At 49.9% G+C, this 24,742-nt stretch carries 17 protein-coding genes and 3 pseudogenes; 15 read left to right on the top strand and 5 right to left on the bottom strand.

All coding sequences use genetic code 11. The features are described from left to right. The first annotated feature begins 94 nt into the window (after nucleotides 1-94). From WFK85_RS20885 to WFK85_RS20860, 7 genes are all read left to right on the top strand, one after another. On the top strand, nucleotides 95-640 hold the full coding sequence (locus WFK85_RS20885; protein ID WP_336709096.1) for a phospholipase D family nuclease: 546 nt from the start codon (nucleotides 95-97) through the stop codon (nucleotides 638-640). Between the two features lie 152 nt (nucleotides 641-792). After that, nucleotides 793-1,053: a replication regulatory protein RepA gene (locus WFK85_RS20880; RefSeq protein ID WP_336709098.1), complete on the top strand. Its 261-nt coding sequence runs from the start codon at nucleotides 793-795 to the stop codon at nucleotides 1,051-1,053. A gap of 222 nt (nucleotides 1,054-1,275) precedes the next feature. Then, nucleotides 1,276-1,353, top strand: coding sequence for a RepA leader peptide Tap (tap, locus tag WFK85_RS23675; RefSeq protein ID WP_072201924.1), 78 nt, complete (start codon nucleotides 1,276-1,278; stop codon nucleotides 1,351-1,353). Beyond that, nucleotides 1,334-2,209, top strand: a complete 876-nt coding sequence (gene repA, locus WFK85_RS20875; protein WP_336709100.1) for an incFII family plasmid replication initiator RepA — start codon at nucleotides 1,334-1,336, stop codon at nucleotides 2,207-2,209. Before tap ends, repA begins: the two co-directional genes overlap by 20 nt. A gap of 985 nt (nucleotides 2,210-3,194) precedes the next feature. Next, nucleotides 3,195-4,100: a hypothetical protein gene (locus tag WFK85_RS20870; protein WP_336709102.1), complete on the top strand. Its 906-nt coding sequence runs from the start codon at nucleotides 3,195-3,197 to the stop codon at nucleotides 4,098-4,100. Nucleotides 4,101-4,196: 96 nt separating this feature from the next. Further along, nucleotides 4,197-5,018, top strand: a complete 822-nt coding sequence (locus WFK85_RS20865) for a hypothetical protein (RefSeq protein WP_336709103.1) — start codon at nucleotides 4,197-4,199, stop codon at nucleotides 5,016-5,018. A gap of 126 nt (nucleotides 5,019-5,144) precedes the next feature. Then, on the top strand, nucleotides 5,145-5,756 hold the full coding sequence (locus tag WFK85_RS20860; RefSeq protein ID WP_336709190.1) for a DUF2913 family protein: 612 nt from the start codon (nucleotides 5,145-5,147) through the stop codon (nucleotides 5,754-5,756). Between the two features lie 34 nt (nucleotides 5,757-5,790). On the opposite strand, the gene WFK85_RS20855 is transcribed toward WFK85_RS20860, so the two are convergent. Beyond that, entirely contained in the window at nucleotides 5,791-6,807 is a 1,017-nt protein-coding gene (locus WFK85_RS20855; RefSeq protein WP_336709104.1) for an Abi family protein, read from the bottom strand. A gap of 374 nt (nucleotides 6,808-7,181) precedes the next feature. Here WFK85_RS20855 and WFK85_RS20850 point away from each other — a divergent pair, with 374 nt between their 5' ends. Continuing rightward, nucleotides 7,182-7,757, top strand: coding sequence for a hypothetical protein (locus WFK85_RS20850; protein ID WP_284963605.1), 576 nt, complete (start codon nucleotides 7,182-7,184; stop codon nucleotides 7,755-7,757). A 120-nt stretch (nucleotides 7,758-7,877) separates the two neighbouring features. On the opposite strand, the pseudogene WFK85_RS20845 reads toward WFK85_RS20850, so the two are convergent. Further along, nucleotides 7,878-8,282, bottom strand: a pseudogene (locus tag WFK85_RS20845) (restriction endonuclease); the annotation flags it as partial. 911 nt (nucleotides 8,283-9,193) lie between these two features. Between WFK85_RS20845 and WFK85_RS20840 the strand changes: the two are divergent. Together WFK85_RS20840 and WFK85_RS20835 are read left to right on the top strand one after the other, a co-directional pair. Then, entirely contained in the window at nucleotides 9,194-9,712 is a 519-nt protein-coding gene (locus WFK85_RS20840) for a helix-turn-helix domain-containing protein (RefSeq protein WP_336709106.1), read from the top strand. 51 nt (nucleotides 9,713-9,763) lie between these two features. After that, nucleotides 9,764-17,041, top strand: coding sequence for an Ig-like domain-containing protein (locus WFK85_RS20835; protein ID WP_336709107.1), 7,278 nt, complete (start codon nucleotides 9,764-9,766; stop codon nucleotides 17,039-17,041). Nucleotides 17,042-17,594: 553 nt separating this feature from the next. On the opposite strand, the gene WFK85_RS20830 is transcribed toward WFK85_RS20835, so the two are convergent. Beyond that, a protein-coding gene (locus WFK85_RS20830) for an IS3 family transposase (protein WP_336709109.1) occupies nucleotides 17,595-18,715 on the bottom strand; the annotation gives its coding sequence in 2 pieces (ribosomal slippage) (nucleotides 17,595-18,457 and nucleotides 18,457-18,715; 1,122 coding nt in all). 137 nt (nucleotides 18,716-18,852) lie between these two features. Between WFK85_RS20830 and istA the strand changes: the two are divergent. Both istA and istB read left to right on the top strand, forming a co-directional pair. Further along, a pseudogene (istA, locus tag WFK85_RS20825) lies at nucleotides 18,853-20,389 on the top strand (IS21 family transposase). A gap of 21 nt (nucleotides 20,390-20,410) precedes the next feature. Next, nucleotides 20,411-21,159, top strand: a pseudogene (gene istB, locus WFK85_RS20820) (IS21-like element helper ATPase IstB). Nucleotides 21,160-21,356: 197 nt separating this feature from the next. On the opposite strand, the gene WFK85_RS20815 reads toward istB, so the two are convergent. Then, on the bottom strand, nucleotides 21,357-22,277 hold the full coding sequence (locus tag WFK85_RS20815) for a LysR substrate-binding domain-containing protein (protein WP_336709111.1): 921 nt from the start codon (nucleotides 22,275-22,277) through the stop codon (nucleotides 21,357-21,359). A gap of 162 nt (nucleotides 22,278-22,439) precedes the next feature. Between WFK85_RS20815 and WFK85_RS20810 the strand changes: the two genes are divergently transcribed. Genes WFK85_RS20810 through WFK85_RS20800 form a run of 3 tightly spaced genes read left to right on the top strand, consistent with a single transcriptional unit; the run spans nucleotide 22,440 to nucleotide 24,173 of the window. Continuing rightward, on the top strand, nucleotides 22,440-22,964 hold the full coding sequence (locus WFK85_RS20810) for a sugar ABC transporter (RefSeq protein WP_336709112.1): 525 nt from the start codon (nucleotides 22,440-22,442) through the stop codon (nucleotides 22,962-22,964). Between the two features lie 26 nt (nucleotides 22,965-22,990). Continuing rightward, on the top strand, nucleotides 22,991-23,317 hold the full coding sequence (locus WFK85_RS20805; RefSeq protein ID WP_336709113.1) for a hypothetical protein: 327 nt from the start codon (nucleotides 22,991-22,993) through the stop codon (nucleotides 23,315-23,317). Between the two features lie 13 nt (nucleotides 23,318-23,330). Beyond that, entirely contained in the window at nucleotides 23,331-24,173 is an 843-nt protein-coding gene (locus WFK85_RS20800) for an MBL fold metallo-hydrolase (protein WP_336709115.1), read from the top strand. A gap of 8 nt (nucleotides 24,174-24,181) precedes the next feature. Here the strand turns inward: WFK85_RS20800 and WFK85_RS20795 are convergent, their stop codons facing one another. Next, nucleotides 24,182-24,736 carry a recombinase family protein gene (locus WFK85_RS20795; RefSeq protein ID WP_442892338.1) on the bottom strand — a complete coding sequence of 185 codons (555 nt, stop codon included), beginning with the start codon at nucleotides 24,734-24,736 and terminating at the stop codon, nucleotides 24,182-24,184. Nucleotides 24,737-24,742: the final 6 nt, after the last annotated feature.

Below are 24,742 nucleotides of genomic sequence, written 5' to 3'. Positions count from 1 at the left end.
CAGTTGTCCAACCCCGGAGAAGGGTAAAAGCAAGTTTTCCCCGTCTCCGGCGTTTCTGGTTAACACATCCGAACAGTATTTCTGAGGTTATTTAATGCGTAAGTTCACCTTTCGCCAGCTGGCCGTGTCCGGTCTGGTATGTCTCTCGCTGAGCTGTATTCAGCCCGCAGCAGCGGCATCCTCCGTTCAGTTCGGCTTTTCACCTGAAGGCAGCGCGTTGCAGCTGGTCCTTAAGACGATTGAGTCAGCACAGCAGGAAATTCGGCTGATGGGCTATTCATTTACGTCTCCGGAGGTGGTTAGTGCGCTTGTCAGGGCAAAACACCGTGGTGTGGATGTGAAGATAGTGCTCGATGAAAAGGGCAACCGGAGCAAAGCCAGCCAGGCGGCGATGAACGTCGTGGTGAGCGCGGGAATTCCGCTGCGCACCAACGGTCGCTACGCCATCATGCATGACAAAGTCATTATTGTTGATAATCATACAGTTGAGGCTGGTAGCTTTAACTACACTCGCTCTGCTGCATCGAGGAATAGCGAGAATGTGCTGGTGATTAATGAGGTGCCGGAAGTGGCACAAACCTACCTTCAGCACTGGCAGTCGCGCTGGGACGGAGGAACTGAGTGGCATTCTTCATACTAAGTCGCATCGTCATTTGATCCGCAATCTACATCCATCCAGGAGAGTCATGCGCCAACATGGCTCACACTTACGCGTAAAGTTAAGTCGCTGATTTCAGATATCTGTAGTATCCTCTGCGAAACGATCCTTGTTTGATCCTTGAGGAGGCAGAGATGTCGCAGATCGAAAATGCAGTAACTTCCTCATTGAAAGAAAAGCGTTCTTACCGAAAAGGTAATCCGATGACTGCTTCTGAGAAGCAGTTAGCGGCTGTAGCCCGAAAGCGGATTACACACAAAGAAGTGAAAGTCTTTATCCGTAACCCTCTTAAAGATCGCATGATTGCGCTGTGTGATCAGGAAGGGATAACTCAGGCCCAGTTCATTGAAAAACTCATCGAGCGGGAACTTAGTGAACAGGGGCTGCTGAAGTAAAGGCTTTACTTTTTGATGTTCAATGCTAGATTACTGATCGTCTGAAGAATTTTGGCTGGCCACGCCGTAAGGTGGCAGGGAACTGGTTCTGATGAGGTGTCTACCCGGAACCAGAAAAGCAAAAACCCCGATAATCTTCTCATTTCTTGGCGGGAACGAAAGATTAACGGGGCCTACTTAAACTGTATAGAAGCTGTTGCTCTATGCAGGGAGTATAGTTTTATGCTCAGAAAAGTTCAACACCTGTTTCTGCGCCATTTGCTCCTTCCGTGCAACATAAGTGCGGGAAGGTGTGACTGACGCTCAGACCCTGTTCTCCCATTATCGTCAGGTCAAAAACCCGAATCCGGTATTCACGCCGCGAGAAGGGAAAAAGACCCTGCCGTTCTGTCGTAAGCTGATGGCGAAAGCTGAGGGCTTCACGTCCCGTTTTGACTTTTCCGTCCATGTGGCGTTTGTACGCTCGCTGGGTAAACGTCACCGGATGCCGCCTCTGCTGCGTCGTCGTGCCATTGATGCACTGCTCCAGGGGTTGTGCTTCCACTATGACCCGCTGGCCAATCGTGTACAGCGCTCCATCACCAATCTGGCCATCGAGTGCGGTCTGGCCACCGAGTCAAAAAGTGGCAATCTGTCCATCACCCGTGCCACGCGGGCGCTGAAGTTCATAGCGGAGCTGGGGCTGATTACCTACCAGACCGAGTATGACCCGCAGATTGGCTGCAACATCCCGACCGATATCACCTTCACGCCGGCACTGTTCTCCGCGCTCGACGTCTCTGACGTTGCTGTTGTGGCCGCACGCCGGAGCCGCGTCGAATGGGAAAATCAGCAGCGTAAGAAGCAGAACCTGAAGCCACTGGAGATGGACGAGCTGATAGCGAAGGCCTGGCGTTTTGTGCGCGAACGGTTCCGCAGCTACCAGTCCGAGCGTAAGTTACATGGCCTAAAACGCGCCCGTGCGCGACGTGACGCGGACAGAACCCGTAAGGACATTGTGACCCTGGTGAAGCAACAGCTGACGCGGGAATACGCCAGCGGGCGATTCACCGGCGGTCTTGATGCCATGAAGCGGGAGCTGGATCGGCGCGTGAAAGAGCGCATGCTGATGTCGCGCGGCAACAACTACACGCGGCTGGCCACCGTCCCCATATAACCCTTCCTGTGTGAAAAATCCGGCTGGCGCCGGAGGGTTTCGCACGTCTGCAGTCCATCGTTGACGGTTTTCTGCACGAAATGACGCCCGTCCTCCCTGAAATTCATCCCATTCCGCCATCAGAATGGCCAGAAATTGCATCAGAGTGGCCATATCTGGTCGCCAGATTCAGTTACCCACAAATAACTGCAAGGGACCTTTCCATAAGGTTACAACCGTTATGCTTACAGAGCGCCAGCCGACCTGATTTCAAAGTGCGTGGTTTCTTTTAAAAACCTGCTCTGTATTTCTTTTAGATACCTTTATGGTTTTTCATATAAATAAATAACCTGTTCGTCGCCTGACCTGTGGACAGGCTCCTGAGAATGTCCGCCCTTGCAGCGGACTACGTCCGCGCCGGTTCGATAACTACCTAAAGTAGCTCCCATCGCTACGCGACGGGCCCCGAGCACGCCGGTAGTTACAACATACGAAATACTTTCCAAAAGGCACCAACAGCACACGTCTGAAACCGGACAGCCCCTCCCCACCACTGAAAAGCGGCCCCGCCCCCGGCCAAAGGCCGGGAGTGATGTCGCTTTTAATGATGGATGTTGTAACTAGGGTCTTGAATCGCTGTAAGTAGTGTTGTTGCAGGTTTTGAGTGACACGCCCGTAAGCGGCCCTCACGGCCCGCTAACGCGGAGATACGCCCCGACTGCGGCTTCGCCTTGTCGTGACCACTCCGACAACGCACAGAAGCTTCTGTATCGCTTTTTGCGGGTTTTTGTCTGGCAGGGCGAAGGAATGGATTGGTGGAACCTATCAACAATGTAACCGGCTGCGCCGGGCTACGGCGCCACTCACTCACAGTGCCATATTCACCATCAGCTGGCGCCTCTATGTCGCTTCGCGCCATTCAGTGGACCGGCTGCGCACTGCTCGCCAGTCCGGTATGCCTGTGATATAAACGATTGTGTTTATAAACACTTCTGTGGATATCGATATGCTGCTGACCGACTACATTGACAGCGTGTACGGAACGACCCGGGGAAACCGGGCGCGCTTTCTGAAGGACAACCCGGATATCCTTCCCCAGGAGCTGAGCCGCTGGCTTAAGGCAGGCCTGAAAATCAGGCCTGAGACCGGTGAAATCTACAAGCCCGTATCACGCCATGTCAGGATACCGTCGGCGGTGGCTGCCGGAGCTGGCGTCTTTCTCTCTGACGGCCTGCGTGAACGTGTCACGACACTGGCCACCGCACAGAACGTGACATCTGAGAACATGCTGAATGCCCTGGTGGAGCGCGAGGAACTGTGCCGTAAACTGTCCCTTCAGACAGAGAATTGTGACGCCGTGCCGGAACAACAGATTGCCGGCATTGTCAGCCGGTACTTTTCAGCGCTGTCTGAGCGCAGTGAAACCTGTGACTGGCACAGGGTGCTGGAGGTGCTGGTCCGGGAACTGACGGAATCTGGCCTGCTGTCATTCCACACCGGTAATGTTGCCGAGAGCCGCCGGCTGAACATTCCCCGCACCGCGTATTACTGGTATGGCGGTTTTGTCGCAAAGCGAGTGGCCATGATGCTGGGCTGCTACGATATCTACCTGTGGAACGAAATGATGCATCCGGACAGCGATGTGGTCTTTGTGGGGGATGCGCGCAACGTCGTCGCTTGCTACTTCATCTGCCAGCAGATGTGCCGCCTGCTGAAAGCCGTGCGGCTGAACTGGCGTAAGCAGCAGGGCGCGTGGGGGAGCCGGGCTGAGCTGGATGAGGCTGCGCACCGGTATACGCAGCGGCTGGCCGAGGGGATTATGGATAACGGTATTTTTATTGGTGGCGACGAGCAGAACTCTTACCGGCTGTACAACTATGCGGAAAAAGATTACGCCTGGGCTATGCGCTGAGAAGAGCTCAACTGGTAAGAGAAAAAAAGTAATGTGTTATATTGAGCGGGTTTTAATTATCTGTTAAATAACAAAATAACAGGTGGTGACTTTACTATGTTTAATAGTATTTGTACTTTTGGTGGTGTCGATAAGTGCTACTCAGTTATCGATTTCCAAAAATTACCTGAGAAAGAAATAGAGAATTTAAGGCATTCACTGGTATGCCCTGGTTGCCGTGAACAGGCATTCTACAGGAAAAAAAGTGTTGATGGCAAACAGGCCTGTTTTGGATCCCGGTATTGCACCTGCAGGGAAAATACACTCTCACCGCAACGGCTAAGGGAAGTCAGAAATGCTTCTGAAGTTCAGCAGATAATCGCAGAGTCAGATACAATTAAAATAAGCTTCAATTTTGACAGTGCTTCTTCAGCAGGCAGCGAACCGTCTGGTACAAGCGGTAAAACGGAGATAACCGGGACGGGGCACAATAAAGTCCACACCATAAAGTCAGAACAAAAGCGAGTTCCGACAGTTTCACTTCAAAAAATACTGCACAGCTTAATCCGGGGGACAGGACTGGCGACGTCTGATACGATCATCCCGTTTGGCGACTTTAAATATAAAGCTAAAAACTTATTTGTGAAATTTCCTGATGCTGAACCCATGACTAAAAATGCACTCAGGTTTTACTGGGGAACGCTGTATAACTCGAATAATGATATTGAATGGCTTAATCCTGCTGAATGCAGGGATGTTGGAATACCATTAGGCGGCCTGCGTGATGCCATTCTTGAAAAATTCAGTATTTCAGATTCTGAAAGTCTCGAAGGGGCAGCAATCATTTTTGCAGGTCGTTGTCACTGGAATAAAGATAAAACTAAAAGGATAATAAATATATATGACAGTGAACGTATATTCATTTCTTTAGCTGATTAACTATGGAAGGCATTGAATAAATTTATAGTAATCGCTTAGTTTCATATGACTGGCTGCCTCCTTTACGGTTAAAATATGCCAGAGTGATGCATGAATACCCAGGAACAGCAAGGAGAAGGAAACGCAGTGACGCTGACAGAAAAATCGGGCCACCTGGCTTGGTGTGCCCTGGTGGCGCTTGCGCTGGCCAGACAAAAAGGTGATGTGTTATCACCGACGCAGGAAAACCTTTTTCTCACCCGCTGGCTGGCTACCGCACTGAAGCAACGGCGTTTTTCGCGAGATGTTACTCCTGATATAGAGTGGCTTCTGAAACAGGGGCGCCAGCTGGGTGTCAGTGCGAAGCTGGCCAGCAAACTGAACTACCTCTGGCGATCTTGCACAGGCGAACTGTCTGAGCAGAACGACCTGTTCCGGCTGACGTATGCCCTGGAGACAGCAAAGGATATGCACTGGAACTACCGCCTGCTGGGCGATCGGGAATGGTCCGGCCGGTATGCCGTGGCTTTGAATACCGGCGTCAACGGCATTTATCTTTCACGGACCAACCTCGATGTAGCTTTTGACGATGATGGCAGACAGACAAATCCGCTGACAGCGCGTCTGACGGGGAACGTAGCGGGGGTGATGAAGCTGTTTGATCGCTGTGGCTGGCAGGCAGAGCCTGAAGGGGACGCCTCCCTGCCCCACCTGTTTACTTTGATAGCCAGACAGGGAGAGCCAGGGAGGGATGTTTAGACGACCTCTGTATCGGGTGCTGTCTGATTTTGAGTTAACGGCGTAGATAATCCTGCCCGATTATGGCTACCAGTTTTTTCCTGTCCATCAGTCTATACGCTTTGTTCTTTTTCAGGTTTTTAAGTAGCTTGAGCAACTGTCGGTTCTGACCAATATCTAACGAGTCTAATATTTTTGTTGGGCGGACAAAGCTGTATAACCCTTCTTTTGTACATAGAATTCTAAAGCGGGAATCATGTCCATTATCCAAAAATGATTCATACCTGTCCGGGCTTAACCATTTAAGTAACTCCAGCATGTTGTCATAGTTTTTTGACAACAAAATGAGCGATGCATTTAGACCAAACACGGGATTGTTGTAATCTGGTTTTCCAGTACGAGGATCTTCATATTGGAACTTCCAGATAGCCTCGTGATGAGAGAGCCTGTTCCGTAGCTCCCTTATCTGGTTGAATTTATTCTCAAGTACATGCCGCTTAGTGCCCGCGGGAGCACCTGGAAACACCTCGGTCAAAAGATTTGGCCATAGTAATGTCCTGGTGCGTGGGTCTTCATATGAGCTTGTCAGTAAGTTTGTCCAAAAGCCAAAATCGAGCCCTGATATAACACGCTCAGCTGTTACCTGCTTACCAGCATCGGTGATACGTTTGGATACCTTCCTGATAGTCTTCTCTTCCCAGGTTGTCGTTTTATACGCCGGAAAGCCATTTGCCAGATACTGTATTTTCCCGTTCGAATCGAATTTATAGCGCTTATTCTGCCTGATGAATTGTTTATCGCCCAAGTAACGAAACAGGTCAAAAATCCAGTTTTTGTCTGTCCGATACAGTGCCGGCGCACCTGCCGGATCTGCTCCAGGAGGTGGGGTATGACGTATGCTATAGTCAATACTGTTCCTTAGAGTGACCTCAAGGCAGTGCATGAGGGGGGGCATGGCGCTGCTTAATGCTTTGTTCCAGTTATACGCTTCTATTGTTTCTTCTTTTTTAAGCTTCAGAATGCTTTCATAGATTTTCAGACGCTCTTCTGAGATGTAGTCTTCCAGATTCATACACGGCTCCGCTATTTTGCTCCATCTTATTACGGTTGACGTATACGTCAAATTAGCATACTATTTTTCCATCAAGGCTCAGATTTCTTCGGACCTGAGCGCCAAAGTTAGTACCGGAAAAGCCATCCTATGGGTGGCTTTTCTCTTTCTGCATTCTGCATTCTGCAAAAATATTGTCTGGTTTGACTTAACAAGACGATTTTGCCATCATAGCGGCAGGTGGTGATGGTCACCTGGCGCCTGTCTCGCAAAGCAATAGCCCATCAGTTTTAGGTTCTACCCACACAATACCTGGCTCGCCCACATTTGTGACGCGCGGAGTCCGGTTAGCAGGCTATCGGTTTCCAAAAGCGTCTAAAATTTGGAGAACGGCCATGTCACATTATTCTTGTCTCAAAATCATCAGCACTAAAGCCAAAAAGATGGCGCGTGCCAGTTCTGTACTCACGCACAGTCAGGCATTAGAAATCATCGCTAGGCAGTCAAAATTTTCAAACTATCATGAACTTAACAGGGTAGCAAAATACGCACCGCTGGAACCTCGTTTGTTGATGGCTGCATTTGGTGATTCTGATTTCGCGGATGTAATCCATAACTACTACGATACTTATACTGATGGTCCTTATGCTGCATTTGAAATGGCAGTAGAGCACGAACTTTCAGGCGAGATCGCCTCCACAAATGCAGAGGGCTTCACTGTGGAAGACCTGACTGTGACAGAAACGCATTATGATGAAAATAAAGGAATTTTAAACTTGAAGGTCTCTTTCCTCTATCAAGGGGATCAGTTGCCAGATCATGCCTACTCAGGTTCTGAATTTGAAGTCGATGCCAACATAGGTTTGTTATGGCGTGATGAAAAATGGATCTTCATTGATGAGGATTTTGAAATTACCAATGTAGTATCTGATACTGAACAGGCTGAATACTACGACGCTGAAGATATCTAAAAGTAAGTGGTAAGCTTGTTTACGGCACAGGCTTACCTCATCATTGCTTCATATCTTAAGGGGTGATGTTAGTCGAGTGAAATCTCACGATAGAAATCGTTACGCTGAGCATCAAACCCCTTATTTAATGATATTCGGATAAATTTCGTCGATCTTAACGTATAAACTTCCGGTTTCAGCCGCTCGGCGAATTTTTTCTTCCATTAGCATCCTGAAACTAATGTTATTTTTCAGCATTAGAACAAGGTCATAGCCGCTAACGCAGATAACCCGCTTTCCCTTCCCCCATGCTTCCAGACCGTCCCGTGTAAAACCTGCCCAACTGATGAACACGCCACGTGCCCAGGCAACTTTCTGTTCCAGCTTACCCTGAAAGACGTGAAGATCGGCATTACCGGTTTTGGCGCTGTGCCATTTTGCTTCGACCAGATACGTCTCGTTATTCAGCATAAAGCTGCCATCTATCTGTTCGCCCTTTAGCCTGAATGCTCCTTTAGGGGAGAGCCAGAAGGCTGCGAATAGTTCATGGGGTCTGATGCTCAGTCGAACGAAAACTCACGTTAGGCGAGAATGGTCGTCTGAAAACTCGACTAATGGACAGTGGTGTCCGTTAAATGCCATTTGCCTATTAAAAATACACCGTTTTAGGCACGTTTTTCACTGTCCATAATGTTATGATTTATCGGACAAAAAGACCTTAACGTGTGAAACTGTTCCGTTGAGCGTCAAACCCCTTATTTGTTCGTACGTAAAAATAAGGGGTGCCTGCGTAGAACCCCATAAAGTTGAATAAACCAACATAGCCAAATATCTAAAGAAGCTCAAAGTCCTCGTTCGTGCTAATACCTAATTTTACAGTATTAAAGTCAGTCAAGGGTAGTCTCTTTCATCATCTTTCTCCACTACTACGATGAACCTGTTTTTATATTTAAATTAATCTGGGGTTTCTGTGGCGGTATCTTCTTGGGGTTAAAATTGAAGAAGCTATTTCTATATTTTTCTTTAGATCTAAAAATATTAAACGTCTGTTTTTTGAGTTGTTTGCTTTACATTAAAGATGTGTTGATTATCATTTAATATAAAAAGAAAAATATAGAGCGCTAGCAGTAAATTTTAAAATAATATTACCTATGCATTATCTTTAAATACTCCCTGCTGGCTTTTTGGTTTTGTCATTATGGATATAGCATTACTACCTGAAAGCCCTGCATAAATAGATCGTTCAAACCGATCATTACAGCCATTTTTGATAGGTTGTGACTATATCTTTTTGTATATTGATCGCTTTTGACGATCTCTTCGTTTTGTGTATAATGCAATCCCGTTAGAATTGATACCGTAAGGTGATTGTAATGCTGCGTGAGTCTTTCTGCTTTCACGCACATAATATTCAATTAATTCATATCGTTAAGTGATGCTGCATCAGGAGAGTTGCAATGGCTGAAGGGACCTGCTGGCCAACCACAGACTATTTGTTCGAGTTAGGAGTAAAAGAACTAACTGCCCGACTGGGTAGAGATGATTTTTACTTTATCAACCTTCATGAGCTTTTACTTTATCCATTTGTTATTGAAATGCCTGTTTCAAATGAAAGGGAAAACATAGTAATATGTAGCAATAATCTTATCCCTTTAGCCAACCACCTCTATAATAACCACAGTTGTATCTCTGCGGTATTTCAATCAAATATAAGCATTGAATGTATTGCCCGTGAGCTTAAAGTTTTTAATCCCTGTAAAAGACGCCTAAGTACATATTCATCACAGCCAGTACTGAGTAAAAATGAGTTCAAAATCCTTCAGCTCATGGCGAATGGTATGGATGTCAAAACTATTGCTTTAGAGAAGGGACTAAAAGCATCTACGGTGTATACATACAGGAAAAGACTTTACGATAAACTTAATTTTTGCCGTGCAGGCCAGCCCTCTTTTAAAAAAACGCAATTCAAATATTAATGGAGTAAATCGGCTTTCAATTGCCGTATCTTGCTATGGAGTTTTTCCGTGATGAACAGATATACCCCCTCTCGTGAACTTTCTTTGCATCTTAAAATATTGGCCTGGATAAATATCGGAGTTCAGATAGCTTTCCCACTGGCCGGGGCCTTTACCCCCGCTGTCGCCAGCGCGGGCAGTGATGGCCGTTTTCTGCAGTCTCAGGCGCAGACAGACTGGCAGACCCGGGTGTACATCCTGGGGGAAGGGGAGAGCGTTTCGTCAGTGGCCAAAAAGTACAATATGCCACTGGACTCACTGCGCACCCTGAACCAGTTCCGTACTTTCGCGCGTGGCTTTGACCACCTGCAGGCAGGTGACGAGCTGGATGTTCCTGTGGCCCCACTCCCGGAAGTGCGCTGGGACGATGTCCCGGCCGCATCCGTATCAGGTCATAATAGTGAAGACATGCAGGCGAACAAAGTTGCAGGCTACGCCTCACAAGCTGGTAGTTTTCTCTCCGGTAGCGCAAAAAGTGACGCGGCTGCGTCCATGGCCCGGGGTATGGCGGGCGGTGCGGCTGGCGCCGAAATCCAGCAATGGCTGAGCCGCTTCGGAACTGCCCGCGTACAGCTGGATGCGGATAAAAACTTCTCCCTCAAAAACTCGCAGCTTGACCTGCTTGTCCCTTTGTACGAACAAAAGGACAGGCTTGTCTTCACCCAGGGCAGTATTCACCGGACCGATGACCGCACCCAGTCTAATCTGGGGTTAGGGTACCGCTGGTTCGCCGGTGACTGGATGCTGGGTGCTAACAGCTTTCTTGATTACGACCTGTCCCGGGGGCATGCCCGGCTGGGACTGGGCGGAGAGTACTGGCGTGACTTCCTGAAGCTGGGTGTCAACAGCTACCACCGCCTGACGGGCTGGAAAAACGCGCCTGACCTTGAGGACTACGAGGCTCGTCCGGCTAACGGCTGGGATGTCCGGGCGCAGTACTGGCTGCCGTCCCTGCCGCAGCTGGGTGGTAAGCTGACTTATGAGCAGTACTACGGTGATGAGGTGGCTCTGTTTGGCAGGGACAACCGTCAGCGAAATCCGCACGCCGTCACGGCAGGCGTGAATTACACGCCGGTGCCGCTGCTGACGTTCAGTGCAGAGCAGAGGCAGGGGCAGTCAGGCAAAAGCGATACCCGTTTCAGCGTCGATATGAACTACCAGCTGGGCATGCCATGGCAGCACCAGATTAATCCTGACGTGGTGGCCGCCATGCGCAGTCTTGCCGGCAGCCGGTATGACCTGGTGGAGCGCAACAACAACATCGTGCTGGAGTACCGCAAGAAAGAAGTTATCCGCCTTAAGACGGCAGACCTGGTGACGGGCTATGCCGGTGAGCAGAAATCTCTGGGGGTATCCGTCAACAGCAAGTACGGGCTGGAGCGCATTGACTGGTCGGCTTCGCAGCTCATTGCCGCCGGAGGTATAATAGCTCAGAACGGGAGTGACTGGATGGTGGTGATGCCGGTTTACCGTTCAGGCGTCGAGGCATCTAACACCTACACCGTCAGCGGTGTTGCCGTAGATAAAAAAGGGAACGTATCCGGACGTGCGGATACCCAGATTACCGTTACACAGGCGGCGATTGATACTACTACAAGTTCACTAACCCCGACTGCAGCGACACTGCCAGCAGATGGTACCTCAACGCAGGAATTTGTCCTGAAGGTAAATGATAAAGAAGGGCACCCGGTCGATATTGCTGAAAATGAAATCAGTCTGGATAAAACATCCAGGCTTCGCGGGAGCAGCAGCGCCACCGTTTCATCGTTTACCCGACGCGCGGCCGGAGAATATGTGATGACAGTCACCTCCGGGACGATGCCTGAAGCATTCACGGTTACACCCTCAGCCCGTAATACGAAATTTGCGTCTGCAGATGTCCAGTTGACAGCAGACAATGCCACGGCAATGGTAAGCGATCTGGATGTGGTTGAAGACAATGCCCTTGCTGATGGTAAGTCACAAAACAGATTTCGCGTGACCGTTGTCGATGCGCAGAGTAATCCTGTCCCCGGTCAGTCAGTCAGCCTTCAGGCAGATAACAGTGCCAGTGTTGCAGAGTCAGCCATCACAGAAGCAGATGGTACAGTCATTGTTCCCGTTAGTTCATCGCTTGCAGGCGAAAAAACCGTTACAGCCAGTATCAACAATAAGGCAAGTAAGACGCTGAAGCTCTCTTTCCGTCCTGACCAGAACACGGCGCGGATTGAGCAAAAAGATTTTAGCATTCTTCCTGAGGTCTCCCTGGCTGACGGAAAGACAGAAAAAACCGTCTCAGCCCGGGTGACTGATGCGAAGGGCAATACCGTACCGGACGTCCTGGTGACATTCAGTGCAGATAATGGCGCAGTGCTCGCTGAGGAGAAAGCCAAATCGGATAACCGGGGTATGGTCACCACCACGATGACCAGTACTGTTGCAGGTATTGCGCACGTGGCTGCCAGCGTGAACAGCCAGTCAGTCTCAAAGGAGACTACCTTTACCGGCAATAATGCAACGGCCATTGTGACCTCTGTTGATACAGCTGCTGCGTCCGGTGTGGCTGACGGTGTAACGGCTGTGACATTCAGAGCACTCATTAAGGACCAGAATGGAAACCCACTTTCCGGTATTCCTGTTGACTGGAAATCCAGTAAGGACAGCAGCATCGTCGTCTTTAATAATGCGCAAACCGTCACGTCAGAAAAGGGGATTGCTGAAGTACGGGTTACCAGTACGCGGGTGTACAGTGACGTGGTAGTGACTGCGTCCACGAATGCATCGTCAAAGGATGCTTCTCCGTTTACCTTCGTGGCTGACAGGCAGAACCCGGTCATCAAGGCATTCAACACTAACAAGCAGACGCTGACGGCCAATGGTAAAGATTCAGCAGAACTGACAGTCAGCATTACTGACACCAATGGTAACCCGCTCTCTGGTGTGGAAGTGGCGCTCACTAACAACAATAATGCCGGAATTACAGCCTCCCACCCGGTGACGGGTGCAGATGGCCTGGTCTCCGCCTCCCTGACAACGACGCATGCAGGTGAGGTGACCGTATCCGCATCGCTTGGTAAGGGGGATATGAAGTCGCTTGTCCTCACGGCCGAATCTGATGAACAGACTGCGAATGTCAGCGTGACGGCAGGTACCACTTCCGCGACCGCAGGACAGGCGCAACCCGTTATTCTGACGGCCACTGTGGTAGACGGGAATAACAACCCGGTCTCTGGCACCAGTGTGGCGTGGCAGACCAGCCATAACCTGCTGAGTGACACCGTCAGTCAGACGAATGCAGAAGGCAAGGCCACGGTACAGCTTACCGGAACAGAGGCGGTCCTCACCACGGTCACTGCCGTACTGTATAACAGTAAAAAAGGTTCGGCTCAGGTGACTTTTGGTCCGGGAGAGCCAGAAAATGACCACAGCCAGCTTTCGGTGTCCCCTCAGTCCATTACGGCTGACGGTCAATCTAAAGCGCTGGCGTCTCTTATGCTTCGCGATAAATGGAATAACCCTGTACCCGGGAAAACAATCGACTGGAGCGCAGATACAACCTCGGGTATCCACTTTACGCCAGTGGAAAAGGGAGAGGGAGTTTATCAGGCTGCGGTCACCGGAACCGCTGAGGGTGTGTGGACTCTGAAGGCGGAAAGTGGAACGGTTAATCTGCAGACACCTCTGGCGCTGCTGGCAAGCCAGGACTCTGCGCAGATTGACAGTGTGACTGTACCCGGCCCGGATACGGCCAGAGCTGACGGGCAGGAAACCGTGACGATTCGGGCGCAGGTTAAGGATGAGAATGGCAATACAAAACTTAAAGGGGTTGCGGTGGGCTGGAGTACCACTCTCGGAACGCTTTCCTCAAGCCTGAGTAAGACAGATGAAAACGGCGTGGCTGAAATGACGCTGAGTAGTCGTGCAGCAGGCAGCGCCCGGGTTTCAGCTATGCTGGGTGGTGGCGCGCCGGTTCAGGCAAATAAAGCCGTCACCTTCACCGCTGGCGATATCAGTGCGGATAAATCCTCGCTCAGTATCTCTCCGTCCAGCATCATTGCAGCAAAAGAAAGTGCCACGCTCAGCGTCACTGCCCGTGATGCCGAAGGGAATCTGCTCCCGGGTCTGAAAGACAGGATAAATGCCGGTTTCACGCCTGACCTGAATATGACCGTATCCGCTTTCAGCGAGGTATCACCGGGCATCTACGCGGCAAGTGTATCGGGTAAAAAAGCAGGTACATCCCAGGTAAGTGCTGACGTCAGCGGTATCCGCATCAATCATACCGCCTCAATAACGCTCCAGGCTGATAATGATACTGCCAGAGTCAAAGGTCGTATCAGCGTCACACCGGCTTCTGCCACCGTAGGCGATGTTGTCACGTATGCAGCCGTGCTGACCGATATTAACGAAAATGCTCTGGGAGCAGGGCTCCCTGTCACCTGGAGCGCAAATGAGGGCAGCACACTCAGCGCACAGATGACCCGTACGGATGATTCCGGCACTGCACATGTCACGCTGAGCCGGAAGCTCGCAGGGACTGCCAAAGTGGAGGTTATTCTCCCTTCAGGTACCACGTCTGCGCCTGACGTGATATTCAGTGCCGGTGATGTGGATGAAAGTCGCTCAGAACTGACACTGGTACCTTCAGTGGTTGTGGCCGGAAAAGAGACCGCCACACTGACACTGACATTGCGTGACAGTAATGGCAACCTGCTTACAGGGAAGAGCGTCAGTGGTCACAGCGATAATAATGATGTGACCGTTGGTGAAAACCAGGAAAACAGCAATGCGCCTGGCCACTATAAAATGACGGTGAGCAGCGACAAGGCAGGCTCTGCCACGCTGACTGTTAACGTGGGTGACAAAGCGCTGAATAAGAGCCGGATACTGACGGTGAAAGGCGATACAGACAGCTGGAAACTGACTGCGGTTACGCCGGACAAAACCAGCCTGACAGCCGGTGACGCCAGCGGGGTGACCTACAGTGCTGTAGTCACAGATGCTAAGGGGAACCCGCTGAATAATGTGGTGGTTTCCTGGCAGCTTCGTGGCGAGGCGGAAAGCTATGCACCAACGTCGCGTACTAATGAAAAAGGTATTGCGACCACCACAGTGAAAAGCCATACCGCAGGGCTTCTTCAGATGACCGCGTATCTTGATGCTGATAACCATATCCAGGCTAATAACGTCACCGTTGTCGCCGGGGATATAAAAAACGCCACCTTTAGTGCAGACAAAACCAGTATCGGCTCTGACGGTAAGGATACGGTCACGCTCACAACCGGCCTGGAAGACTACTGGGGTAACCCGGTCACGGGAAAAACGGTGATAATTGAAGGTGCAGACTCGCTGGCTGGCTTTAAGCTCAGTGAGGTTCAGGACCAGCAGAATGGACGCTATGTGGCAACAGGTACTGCAACAACCAAGGGGCAGGTCACACTCAGTGCACGTGTGGACGGTAACAAAGTTGGGAACTCCGCTACTGTCACGGTCGGAGCCATTACACCAGATTTACGATTTGATAATGCCGTTCAACCCGTGACATGGACAAGAAACTTTACCGCATCTCAGGTGGTTCGCGGTATGCCTGAGGGCGTGGAGCAAAAGTGGTCGAGTTCGGATACCAGTGTGGCAACTGTTGGCGCGAACGGAAAAGTGACGCTCCTTAAATCCGGCACTGCCAGAATTTCTGTTTATACCCCCGGGAATGAGCAATATGACCAGGCGATGGCCTCATACACAATGAATGTGTCTAAAGCAAACCCTGGGTTAAAGGCCGGAACAGGTGACCCTATAACTGCAGTATGGGCTGATGGTCAGGAAAGAAATATTACTGCCACCTATACGAACGGCGATGTACAGAATGAGCTCACCGCTACGTACGTAACTAAAGACACATCAGTTGTTAGCGTAAACAATACTGGTAAGCTTACGCCAGTAAAACCGGGGACAACGACTGTTACGGTCAGTACGCCAGAAACAGAACAGTTTATTGCTGCATCGGCAGATGTCACATATGTTCTGAATAAAGGACAATATATATTTAACTTCAAAAATTCAGAGCAATATGAATTTTTAGGTCAAGGAGTGATTAATATACAACCTCCGGAAACACCAACTCCTTCAGAGATTACTAATGGGATTACTTACAGATCTTCGAACGTCGAAGTTGCAGAGATAAAAGATGGAAAGCTTAGTTTGAAGAAAATAGGCAGTGTAGTTGTTTCGGCTAACTTACTTCCGAATGAGTACTATGAAATAACGTCTGAAACATCATTTTATAGCGTTAATGTTTACGACAACCCTTCAGTCAGTAATGTGGTCATCAAAGGTGAAGCTACAGTAGGCAAACCAATATCGGCATCATACGCTTTTGATACTGGTTATCTTTCATCACAGATAGTGGATAAATCAAAGTATTTATGGGGAAAAGAAGGCGAAACATCGGCCAAAGTAAGGGATAAAGGAATCACAATAGTGAAAAGCGGTGATGTACCTACATATGTGCCAACCGCCGAACAAGTTGGGAATAAAATAGAACTTTCAATATTGCCTGTAAATGCAGCAGGAGCTGAAGGAGCTATTGTCACAAAGATTATGGACACAGCGATAGTTGCAGACAAGGTCTTTATGAGCGTAGTAATGGATAATAAAGCCAAGGTCGGTGAAAAAATTACGATGAAGGTTAAGGTTTCGAGCGATGAAGATGGTAAAAGTCCTGTTTCAGGAATATCTATAGAGTCAAAAGTATCTTCCGCTACGAATAGGAAAGGTGGTACAGAGTCTCCATCAGCTCGGATAGATGGTAAAGCTAGTGACATCAAGGAAAGTGATGTGAATGGAGAGGTAACGTTTGAAATTAGTGATGGCAGCGGGAAGGGACTAGAAACCACAATATTGATTACACCTAGCAAAGGGGATGCAATAACCCGTAAAGCCACGTTTACTGTCATCACTAGTCCAGATTCGCAATATGCAAAATACTGGGGTCATATGGAGGATATTTCGAATGGCGTTAAGCGACCAAAACTTAAAGGTGAAGATTCAGGCGCACCACAAGAAAATACTGAAAATGGTGAGGTATGGGCGGTACATAAGAATATGAGCGAAAGAAACTGTAGCCTGCCGACAAAAGATGCACTGCTAGAAATTTATGGGGCGAGCGGTGGGGTGGCAAAAAGAATAGGTTGGCCTGTAGGAAAACTTTATCGGAGCTCTAGCACCGGAACCTATGTCATCTATTATGTAGATATGTTAGCAGGAGGATATAAATCTAGTACTGCTGAGTACTACGCTTCATGTAAACAATAAAAATAAATATAGTTACCTAAAGAGGGATTAATACTCCCTCTTTATCTTTTCCACGGGAAGTGTAGTGGTCAACTAAAGCTGAATCGCCACGGGTTTAACGTAAGCGATCAGCTCGTGCCGCCTTGACGGCTATTTATTGGTGAGATCTACGTTCCATGGCAGCAGTTCACGTATGGGAAATTGAAACCATTTCTGCTCCGGATTCAACTGGCTGAAATTTAACCACTATCCGGTTTGTATGTCGCCGGGTTAGCCTGCTCTCTGTACTGCTGTCATTATTTGAGCTTTTTCCGGTTGTTTTGCATGCTTCTTGCAACCGGCTGGCGGATCTTCCCTGCATCAGGCCAGGATATTGCAAAATGGCATCGAAATCGATCAAAGTTTGGCATTCGAATCGATCATGATTTGGCATGCATCTCCGATCGTGGTTTGGCATCACAATCGATCACGATTTGGCACGCATCCGATCACTGATTGGCATCATGTCGATCACTCCGGGAATTAACTCTTTCCAGCACAGTCTTTGACCTGCCCCCAGGATTAGATACAACTCTCAGTTAGTAATGTCGGTTGGTTTGCTCTCAAATTCTCCGTTACGCCATCCCGCTGCAAATTCTGCAGGTGTCTGATAGTTCAACGAAGAATGTGGCCTACATTCGTTATAATCCTGCCGCCAGATATTAATGAGTTCCCTCGCATGAATAATATCGCTGAACCAGTGTTCGTTCAGGCATTCATCACGAAAGCGACCATTAAAACTTTCGATAAATCCGTTCTGTGTCGGTTTTCCAGGCTGAATAAGTCGCAGCTCCACACCACGCTCAACGGCCCACTGATCCAGTGCCCGACAGGTAAACTCAGGCCCCTGATCTGTCCTTATTGTTGCCGGATAACCCCGAAACAGCGCAATACTGTCCAGAATACGGGTTACCTGAACACCTGAAATGCCGAACGCGACCGTGACTGTCAGGCATTCCTTCGTGAAATCATCCACACAAGTCAGACACTTGATCCGGCGACCACTGGCCAGCGCATCCATAACAAAATCCATCGACCACGTCAGGTTGGGAGCGGCCGGGCGCAATAGTGGCAGACGCTCTGTTGCTAGCCCTTTACGGCGTCGTCTGCGTTTTACGCCCAGGCCATTCAGATGATAAAGGCGGTATACGCGCTTGTGATTAACATCCAGACCTTCGCGACGCAGCAGCTGCCATATGCGCCGGTAACCGAAGCGTCTGCGTTCCAGTGCCAGCTCAGTGATGCGTCCGGATAAATGCGCATCAGCAGCCGGACGCTGCGTCTCATAGCGGCAGGTCGACAGGGATAAACCTGCCAGCCTGCAGGCACGACGTTGCGACAGACCCGGCGCCTCACACATCAATACAACGGCTTCCCGCTTGTGGTCTGTCGTCAGTACTTTCGGCCCAGAGCCACCTGTAACGCCTCTTTATCCAGCATAGCTTCGGCAAGCAACTTCTTGAGCCGGGCGTTCTCTTCTTCAAGTGACTTAAGCCTTTTTACTTCAGGTACTTCCATGCCACCAAACTTCTTGCGCCAGGTATAGAAGGTGGCGTCGGAGATGGCATGCTTACGGCAGATCTCGCGGGCAGAAACCCCGGCTTCAGCCTCGCGGAGGATACTGATGATCTGTTCGTCGGAAAAACGCTTCTTCATGGGAATGTCCTCATGTGGCTTATGAAGACATTACTAACATCGCGGTGTATTAATCAATGGGGAGCAGGTCATCTTCATTGCTGTTTTTAGAGCCAATGGAGACATCGATGTCCAAAAAGAGAAAAGCCAGGAGTTCCATGGAAACCTGTTTTAAGATCCTTCAGCTCAAGTTAGACCAGAAGCTGACCAACCGTTGTATCGGGCTGACAATGAAAATCAGCTCCTCGACGGTTTTTTTGAAGTCCTCACCCGCTTTAAAGCTACCTCTCTGTCATGGCCCCTCCCCGCTGGGATGTCTCACGACGCCCTTGAAAAACTCATCTTCCCGGCTAAAGGCACATCCGCATCAGAGCTGATAATGCCTGACCTGCTTCACTTCGATACCGAGATGAGAAAGTCGGGTGTGACGCGGCAGCTGCTGTGGATGGAGTACAAAGCTCAGGCTGGTGAGCTGGCGATGGGGTACTCCCACTTCTGCCGCTGCTACCGGGAGTGGAAAAAACGCGCCGACTCTCCATGCGCCAGGAGCATCGCGCCGGCGAAAAACTTTTTATCGACTTCTGCGGCCCGACGGTCCCCGTCGTCAACCCGGATACCGGAGAGATACGCCGGGTGGCCATCTTCGTGGCCGTGATGGGCGCGTCCAATTACACCTACGTCGAAGTGTGCGAAGGCCAGGACATTATGTCCTGGCTGAACGCTAATAGCCGTTGCCTGACCTTCCTGGGGAGCATGCCGAAGCTGCTCATCCCCGATAACCTCAAAAGCGCGGTGAAAAAGGCCGATCGCTACGAGCCGGTCATCAACGACAGCTATCAGGCATTAGCGGAACACTACGGCACAGTCATCATCCCGGCCCGTCCCTATAAGCCGAAAGATAAACCGAAAGCGGAGAACGGCGTCCTCATCGTTGAAAGATGGCTGCTTGCCCGCATCCGCAATGAGACCTTCTACACACTCAGGTCGCTGAATACCCGCCTTCGTGAGCTGCTGACGGACATGAATAACCGGCCAATGAAAGGGTACGGCAACCAGAGCCGCGCAGAGCGCTTCCGTATGCTGGATGCGCCGGCACTCTCACCGCTGCCTCTGGCGACGTATGAGTACACCGAATACAAAGCGGTAAAGGTCGGCCCTGACTACCACGTTGAATATGCCCGTCACTGGTACTCGGTCCCGCATGAACTGGTCGGTCAGCGTCTGTCGCTGAAGGCGGGCCAGGCGGTGGTTCAGCTCTGGCACAAGGGGCAGTGCGTGGCATAGCATCCTCGCAGCTCGCATGAGTATGAGCACACCACCAATCCGCTCCACATGCCGGCTCAGCACCGTGGGCACGGGACCTGGACACCAGAACGTCTGATCGAGATGGGATGCAGTATCGGCCCGTTCACCGGCAGGGTTGTTGAGGCCATGCTGAAAGCGAAAGCCCATCCGGAGCTGGCCTACCGCGCGGTCCTCGGCCTGACTGCGCTGCAGAAAAAATACGGCAAAGAGCGGCTGGAAAAAGCCAGCTGTGTCGCCTGGCACTACAACGCGCCGGACAGACGCTTCATTGACAACCTGCTTCGATACCAGCGGGAGAACCAGGAACTGCCGCAGTCCGGCCAGGGCGAACGGCACTCAGCGGCGTCACTTGAGCATGAAAACCTGCATGGCCCGGGCTACTACCACTAACAGACAAAAGGAACAGACAGTATGAGCGATAACCTGTTAAACAAACTGACCCAACTGAAACTCCCGGCGATGGCCGGAAGCCTGATACGTCAGCGTGAAACTCCGCAGACCTACGATGAGCTGTCGTTCGAAGAACGGCTGACGATGTTGGTCGATGACGAGCTGTTGAACAGAGAAAACGGTCGCGTTGCACGGCTGAGAAAAAGCGCCAATCTGAAGTACCAGGCAGCCCCGGAGGGCTGCATTACCCGGTCTCCCGGGGGCTGCGCTCAGAACAGATGCGGGAACTGCTGAATGGTCACTATATCGTCCATAAGAAAAGCCTGCTGATCACCGGTCCGACGGGATGCGGAAAAAGCTGGATAGTCAATGCGCTGGGTGAGCAGGCGTGCCGGCAGAAACACAGCGTGCAGTACTGGCGTACGGGCCGGCTACTGGAGATGCTGGGACAGGGTCGTGTTGACGGCAGCTGGCTGAAGCACCTGAAGCACCTGAAACAGCTGCAGAAAACGCAGGTGCTCATCCTGGACGATATGGGTCTGGAGCCGCTGACCAACGCACAGTGTAACGACCTGCTGGAGATCATCCAAGACCGCTATGGCCAAAGCAGTACCATCGTGGTCAGTCAGTTCCCGGTAGACAAGTGGCACGGGCTGATGGAAAACCCGACAACTGCAGATGCGATCCTGGACAGGTTGGTGCATAACACGCACAGGGTGGTTCTACAGGGTGTAGTCGATGAGGAAAAACTCGCTGGTAGTGGGGTTTGATGGCCAATGGAACGAAAACGTACGATAAGAACATAACTATCTGATTTATATTTTTAAAATAATTAGGAATCTTTTGCTAAAAAAATAATCCTCTAGTTCGAGATGTTTGATGCTATTTTCTTCTTTTCTTTTGGGTACTTTTTAGAACCTGATGCTCAGTGGAGCAAAAATTCACTTTGATTCTTATCACGCTGACCCTAATTATTTTTATCGACCAAAGATTCTCGTTCGTTACCAACAATAACTTCGTCCTGTAACCAGCGTTCAAAAGCCTGAAGCGCCATATTATTGACTCCTGACCCTACTGGCTTTACAAGACAAAAGTTTTTACTCAAAGCGTCTGATGTCGGCCAAGGCGTGACAAGCGCTCCGCTATTGAGTTCTTTTTCGATGTACATACGCGGTACCAGCGCCACCCCCTGACCCGCCAGTGTTGCAGCGATTGCCATTTCATGGAGGTCATACCTTGGACCCAGAGACGGATTATCAAGAACAATCCCGCTTTCCTGGGCATAGCTATGCCATGCTTCGGGATTCTGCCGCCGGTGAATACGCGGCAACTCATTCAGTTGTTCAAAAATATCCCCACCTGTTAGCAACGCTGGATGACACACCGGGACCAGACGTTCTTTAAACAGAAAACATACGTGCATGCCTGCCCACGCGGGATCCTCAAAATGAAGCACAGCATCAAAACCACTCCCATTAAGGATGAATGGGTCGGTTCTGACAGCAATATTTAGCGTAATATCTGGATGCATAGCCCTGAAACCGCTTAAACGGGGAATAAGCCACCGGCAGGAAAACGTCGGCAGGGCGGCAATTTCGAGACTTTTACTTCCTTCAGGCATTCCACTTATGTACTGGGTATCCCTGTCGAGCCGCTCAAGTATCTCGCGTACATGATGTGCATAGCGTGCTCCGACAGGATTAAGTTTTACGCGGCTCCCGTTACGGTCAAACAACCTGCAGCTAAGCAGAGATTCAAGGCGGGCAATCTGCCTGCTTATCGCACCTTCCGTCAGTGACATCTCCTCTGCAGCCCGGGCAAAATTACCGTGTCTCGCGGCCACCTCAAAAGCCTGCAATGAGGCAGTGCTGGGGATTTTTTTACGCATATAAGTAGTTCCTGATCGTGTGGGACTTTTCATCAATCAGTGACTATGTGTCACTAAATGATGAAATATTATCGCTTCATAAACTAAAATTATGCATTTATCCTGATAAAAAATCACAGTAAGTTTCTATACGCTAACGCGCTCAATCATGCCGAGGCTCAAATGCTCTATACCGTAGAATGCTCCTATACCCACCCGGAAAGCGAGGATGAATGGAATGGGTTTTACAGCAAGGAAAAGCTGCCTGCTTTAGTTTCTGTTACCGGTTTTAGTACTTCTCAACGCTTCAAGGCGCTGACGCCCGGCTGCCCGGTCTACCTGGCGATTCATAACATCAGCAGTGCGGACATCATCGCCAGTAAAGAATACCGACAGAAAGGAGGGGGCAGTTTCGCACGCTGGCAGCCGCACATCACTGACTGGCACCGTAATTTGTATGAATGTGCAGAGGCTTTTCCGGCCGTATCTTCTGACCAAATACTGCTGCTCAGCACAGAACCATTAGGCTTTATCGAGACAGAGCTGGGATATCGGGTGCTTGAAATGCTGGCTTCAGGGTTGGAAAAACTTCCACCTCGCCGGGTCGCTTACGTTCTGCCGCGTGAAAATGCCGCACAGATCGCTGAAATATCCGGGGCATACTTTTATGAAGCTATAACAGCCCAGTTGCAGACACCACGTCTGTAGCCTCAGTCCCAGGGATCCATATCACCATGCCAAATATTACTTTTTATATTTCTGAAGATCAGTCTGACAGAATCACTGGTTTTCAAGACTTAACCCGCACTTGCTTTGCACTCTGTACAGAGATCCTCAATGCAGAACCGGATAACATACATATCATTTTTGTCAATGTCAGGCCGGGATGCGGACATCCCATTTATGTTGAACTCTTTTATCGTCTGACAGAATCGCGAACTCCTGAAGTGATGGATAAATTTATGCATGAACTCGACGCTGTCATCCGTCTTTCGACGGCGCTGACGGCGCGCATTCGCTGTTTTGGCTCCCCTGCGCTGCAAATATATGCACGCAACTAGTTCTGAGGTATTTATGAACCATACTTCCTTCATCTCCCGTCAGATTGGTGATTTTCTGGTTACTGCCTTGAGTGACGGCAACATGGCGGGCAGCCTGAATTTACTGTCGGGTATTGAAACATCTGATGCAGGGGAAATACAGCACAGCAACGGAATTAATGAGCCGGGCAATATCCATATCACTTGCTATCTCATTCGTGGCCGGGGGCGCATCATTCTGGTTGATGCCGGTACCGGAGGTCTTTACAACGCGGGAGGGATGCTTAAAAAAAATCTTCGGGCTGCAGGGATATCTCCTGCTGACGTAGACACACTTTTATTGACGCACTGTCACCCTGACCATATAGGCGGCCTGCTGGATGCTGAAGGAGACCCGGTATATAAAAACGCTGAACTTTACCTGCACCCACTCGAAGCTAAATACTGGGCGGATGATAGCAGGCTAAGAGAGGCAAACGAGCGAGGGTTGCGTAATATTTCTCTGGCCCGTCGCACTCTGGCTGCCTATGCACAGAAGCTCCGCTATACGGACGGCAGCGAAATAGCTGGAGGTATTAAACCTGTATGGCTACCGGGGCATACGCCGGGCCATACCGGGTTCCAAATCGACTCAGGTGATATGACACTGCTGATATGGGGAGATATTGTCCATTACCCATACATCCAGTCGGCACACCCAGATGTTTCCATCATATTCGACGATAACCCTGTTCAGGCTGAAGACACACGGAAAAAAACTCTGGAAAAAGTGGCCAAAGATAACCTGCTCATTGGAGGTATGCACCTTGGCAGACAAGGGTTTGCTTATGTCCATAGGGCAGGGAATGGTTATTGTATTAAATACTCTAAAGACTAAGTCCTTAACTATTGATGGGACTCATTTATGACCTTATAGACAGTCGAGCGGGCAATACTCATCTGTTGGGAAATTTCTGTTGCTCCCATTCCCTGTTCGTGCAGACTCAGTACCTGCTGTCTGTCTACCGTGCGCATGCGGCCAAATCTGATACCTTTTAGCCTGGCTTCCAGGCGCCCTTCATTGGTCCGTTCAAGAATACGATGGCGCTCAGCTTGGGCGACGGCGGAAAGGATGGTGACGACCATTTTTCCCATTTCGCCGTCGGTGCTTATACCGTCGTCAATGAATCGGACAGCTACGCCCACGGCGTCGAATTCTTTTATCAGATGGATCATATCGGCAGTATCACGGCCAAGGCGATCGAGTTTTTTTACCAGGATGACATCACCGTCCTCCACTTTCATGCGAAGCAGGTCTAGCCCATCCCGATCAGTAGAATTGCCCGATGTTTTATCGGTAAAGATACGATTGGCCTTCACTCCCGCTTCTTTGAGCGCTTTAATCTGAATGTCGAGAGATTGCTGGCTGGTTGAGACCCGAGCATAACCAAAAAGTCGCATAAGAAG

The organism is Cedecea sp. VD22, assembly GCF_037150195.1.
GTDB lineage: Bacteria > Pseudomonadota > Gammaproteobacteria > Enterobacterales > Enterobacteriaceae > Cedecea.
The sequence above is the reverse complement of the archived record's forward strand: the minus strand, read 5'-3'. Positions and strand labels throughout refer to the sequence as shown.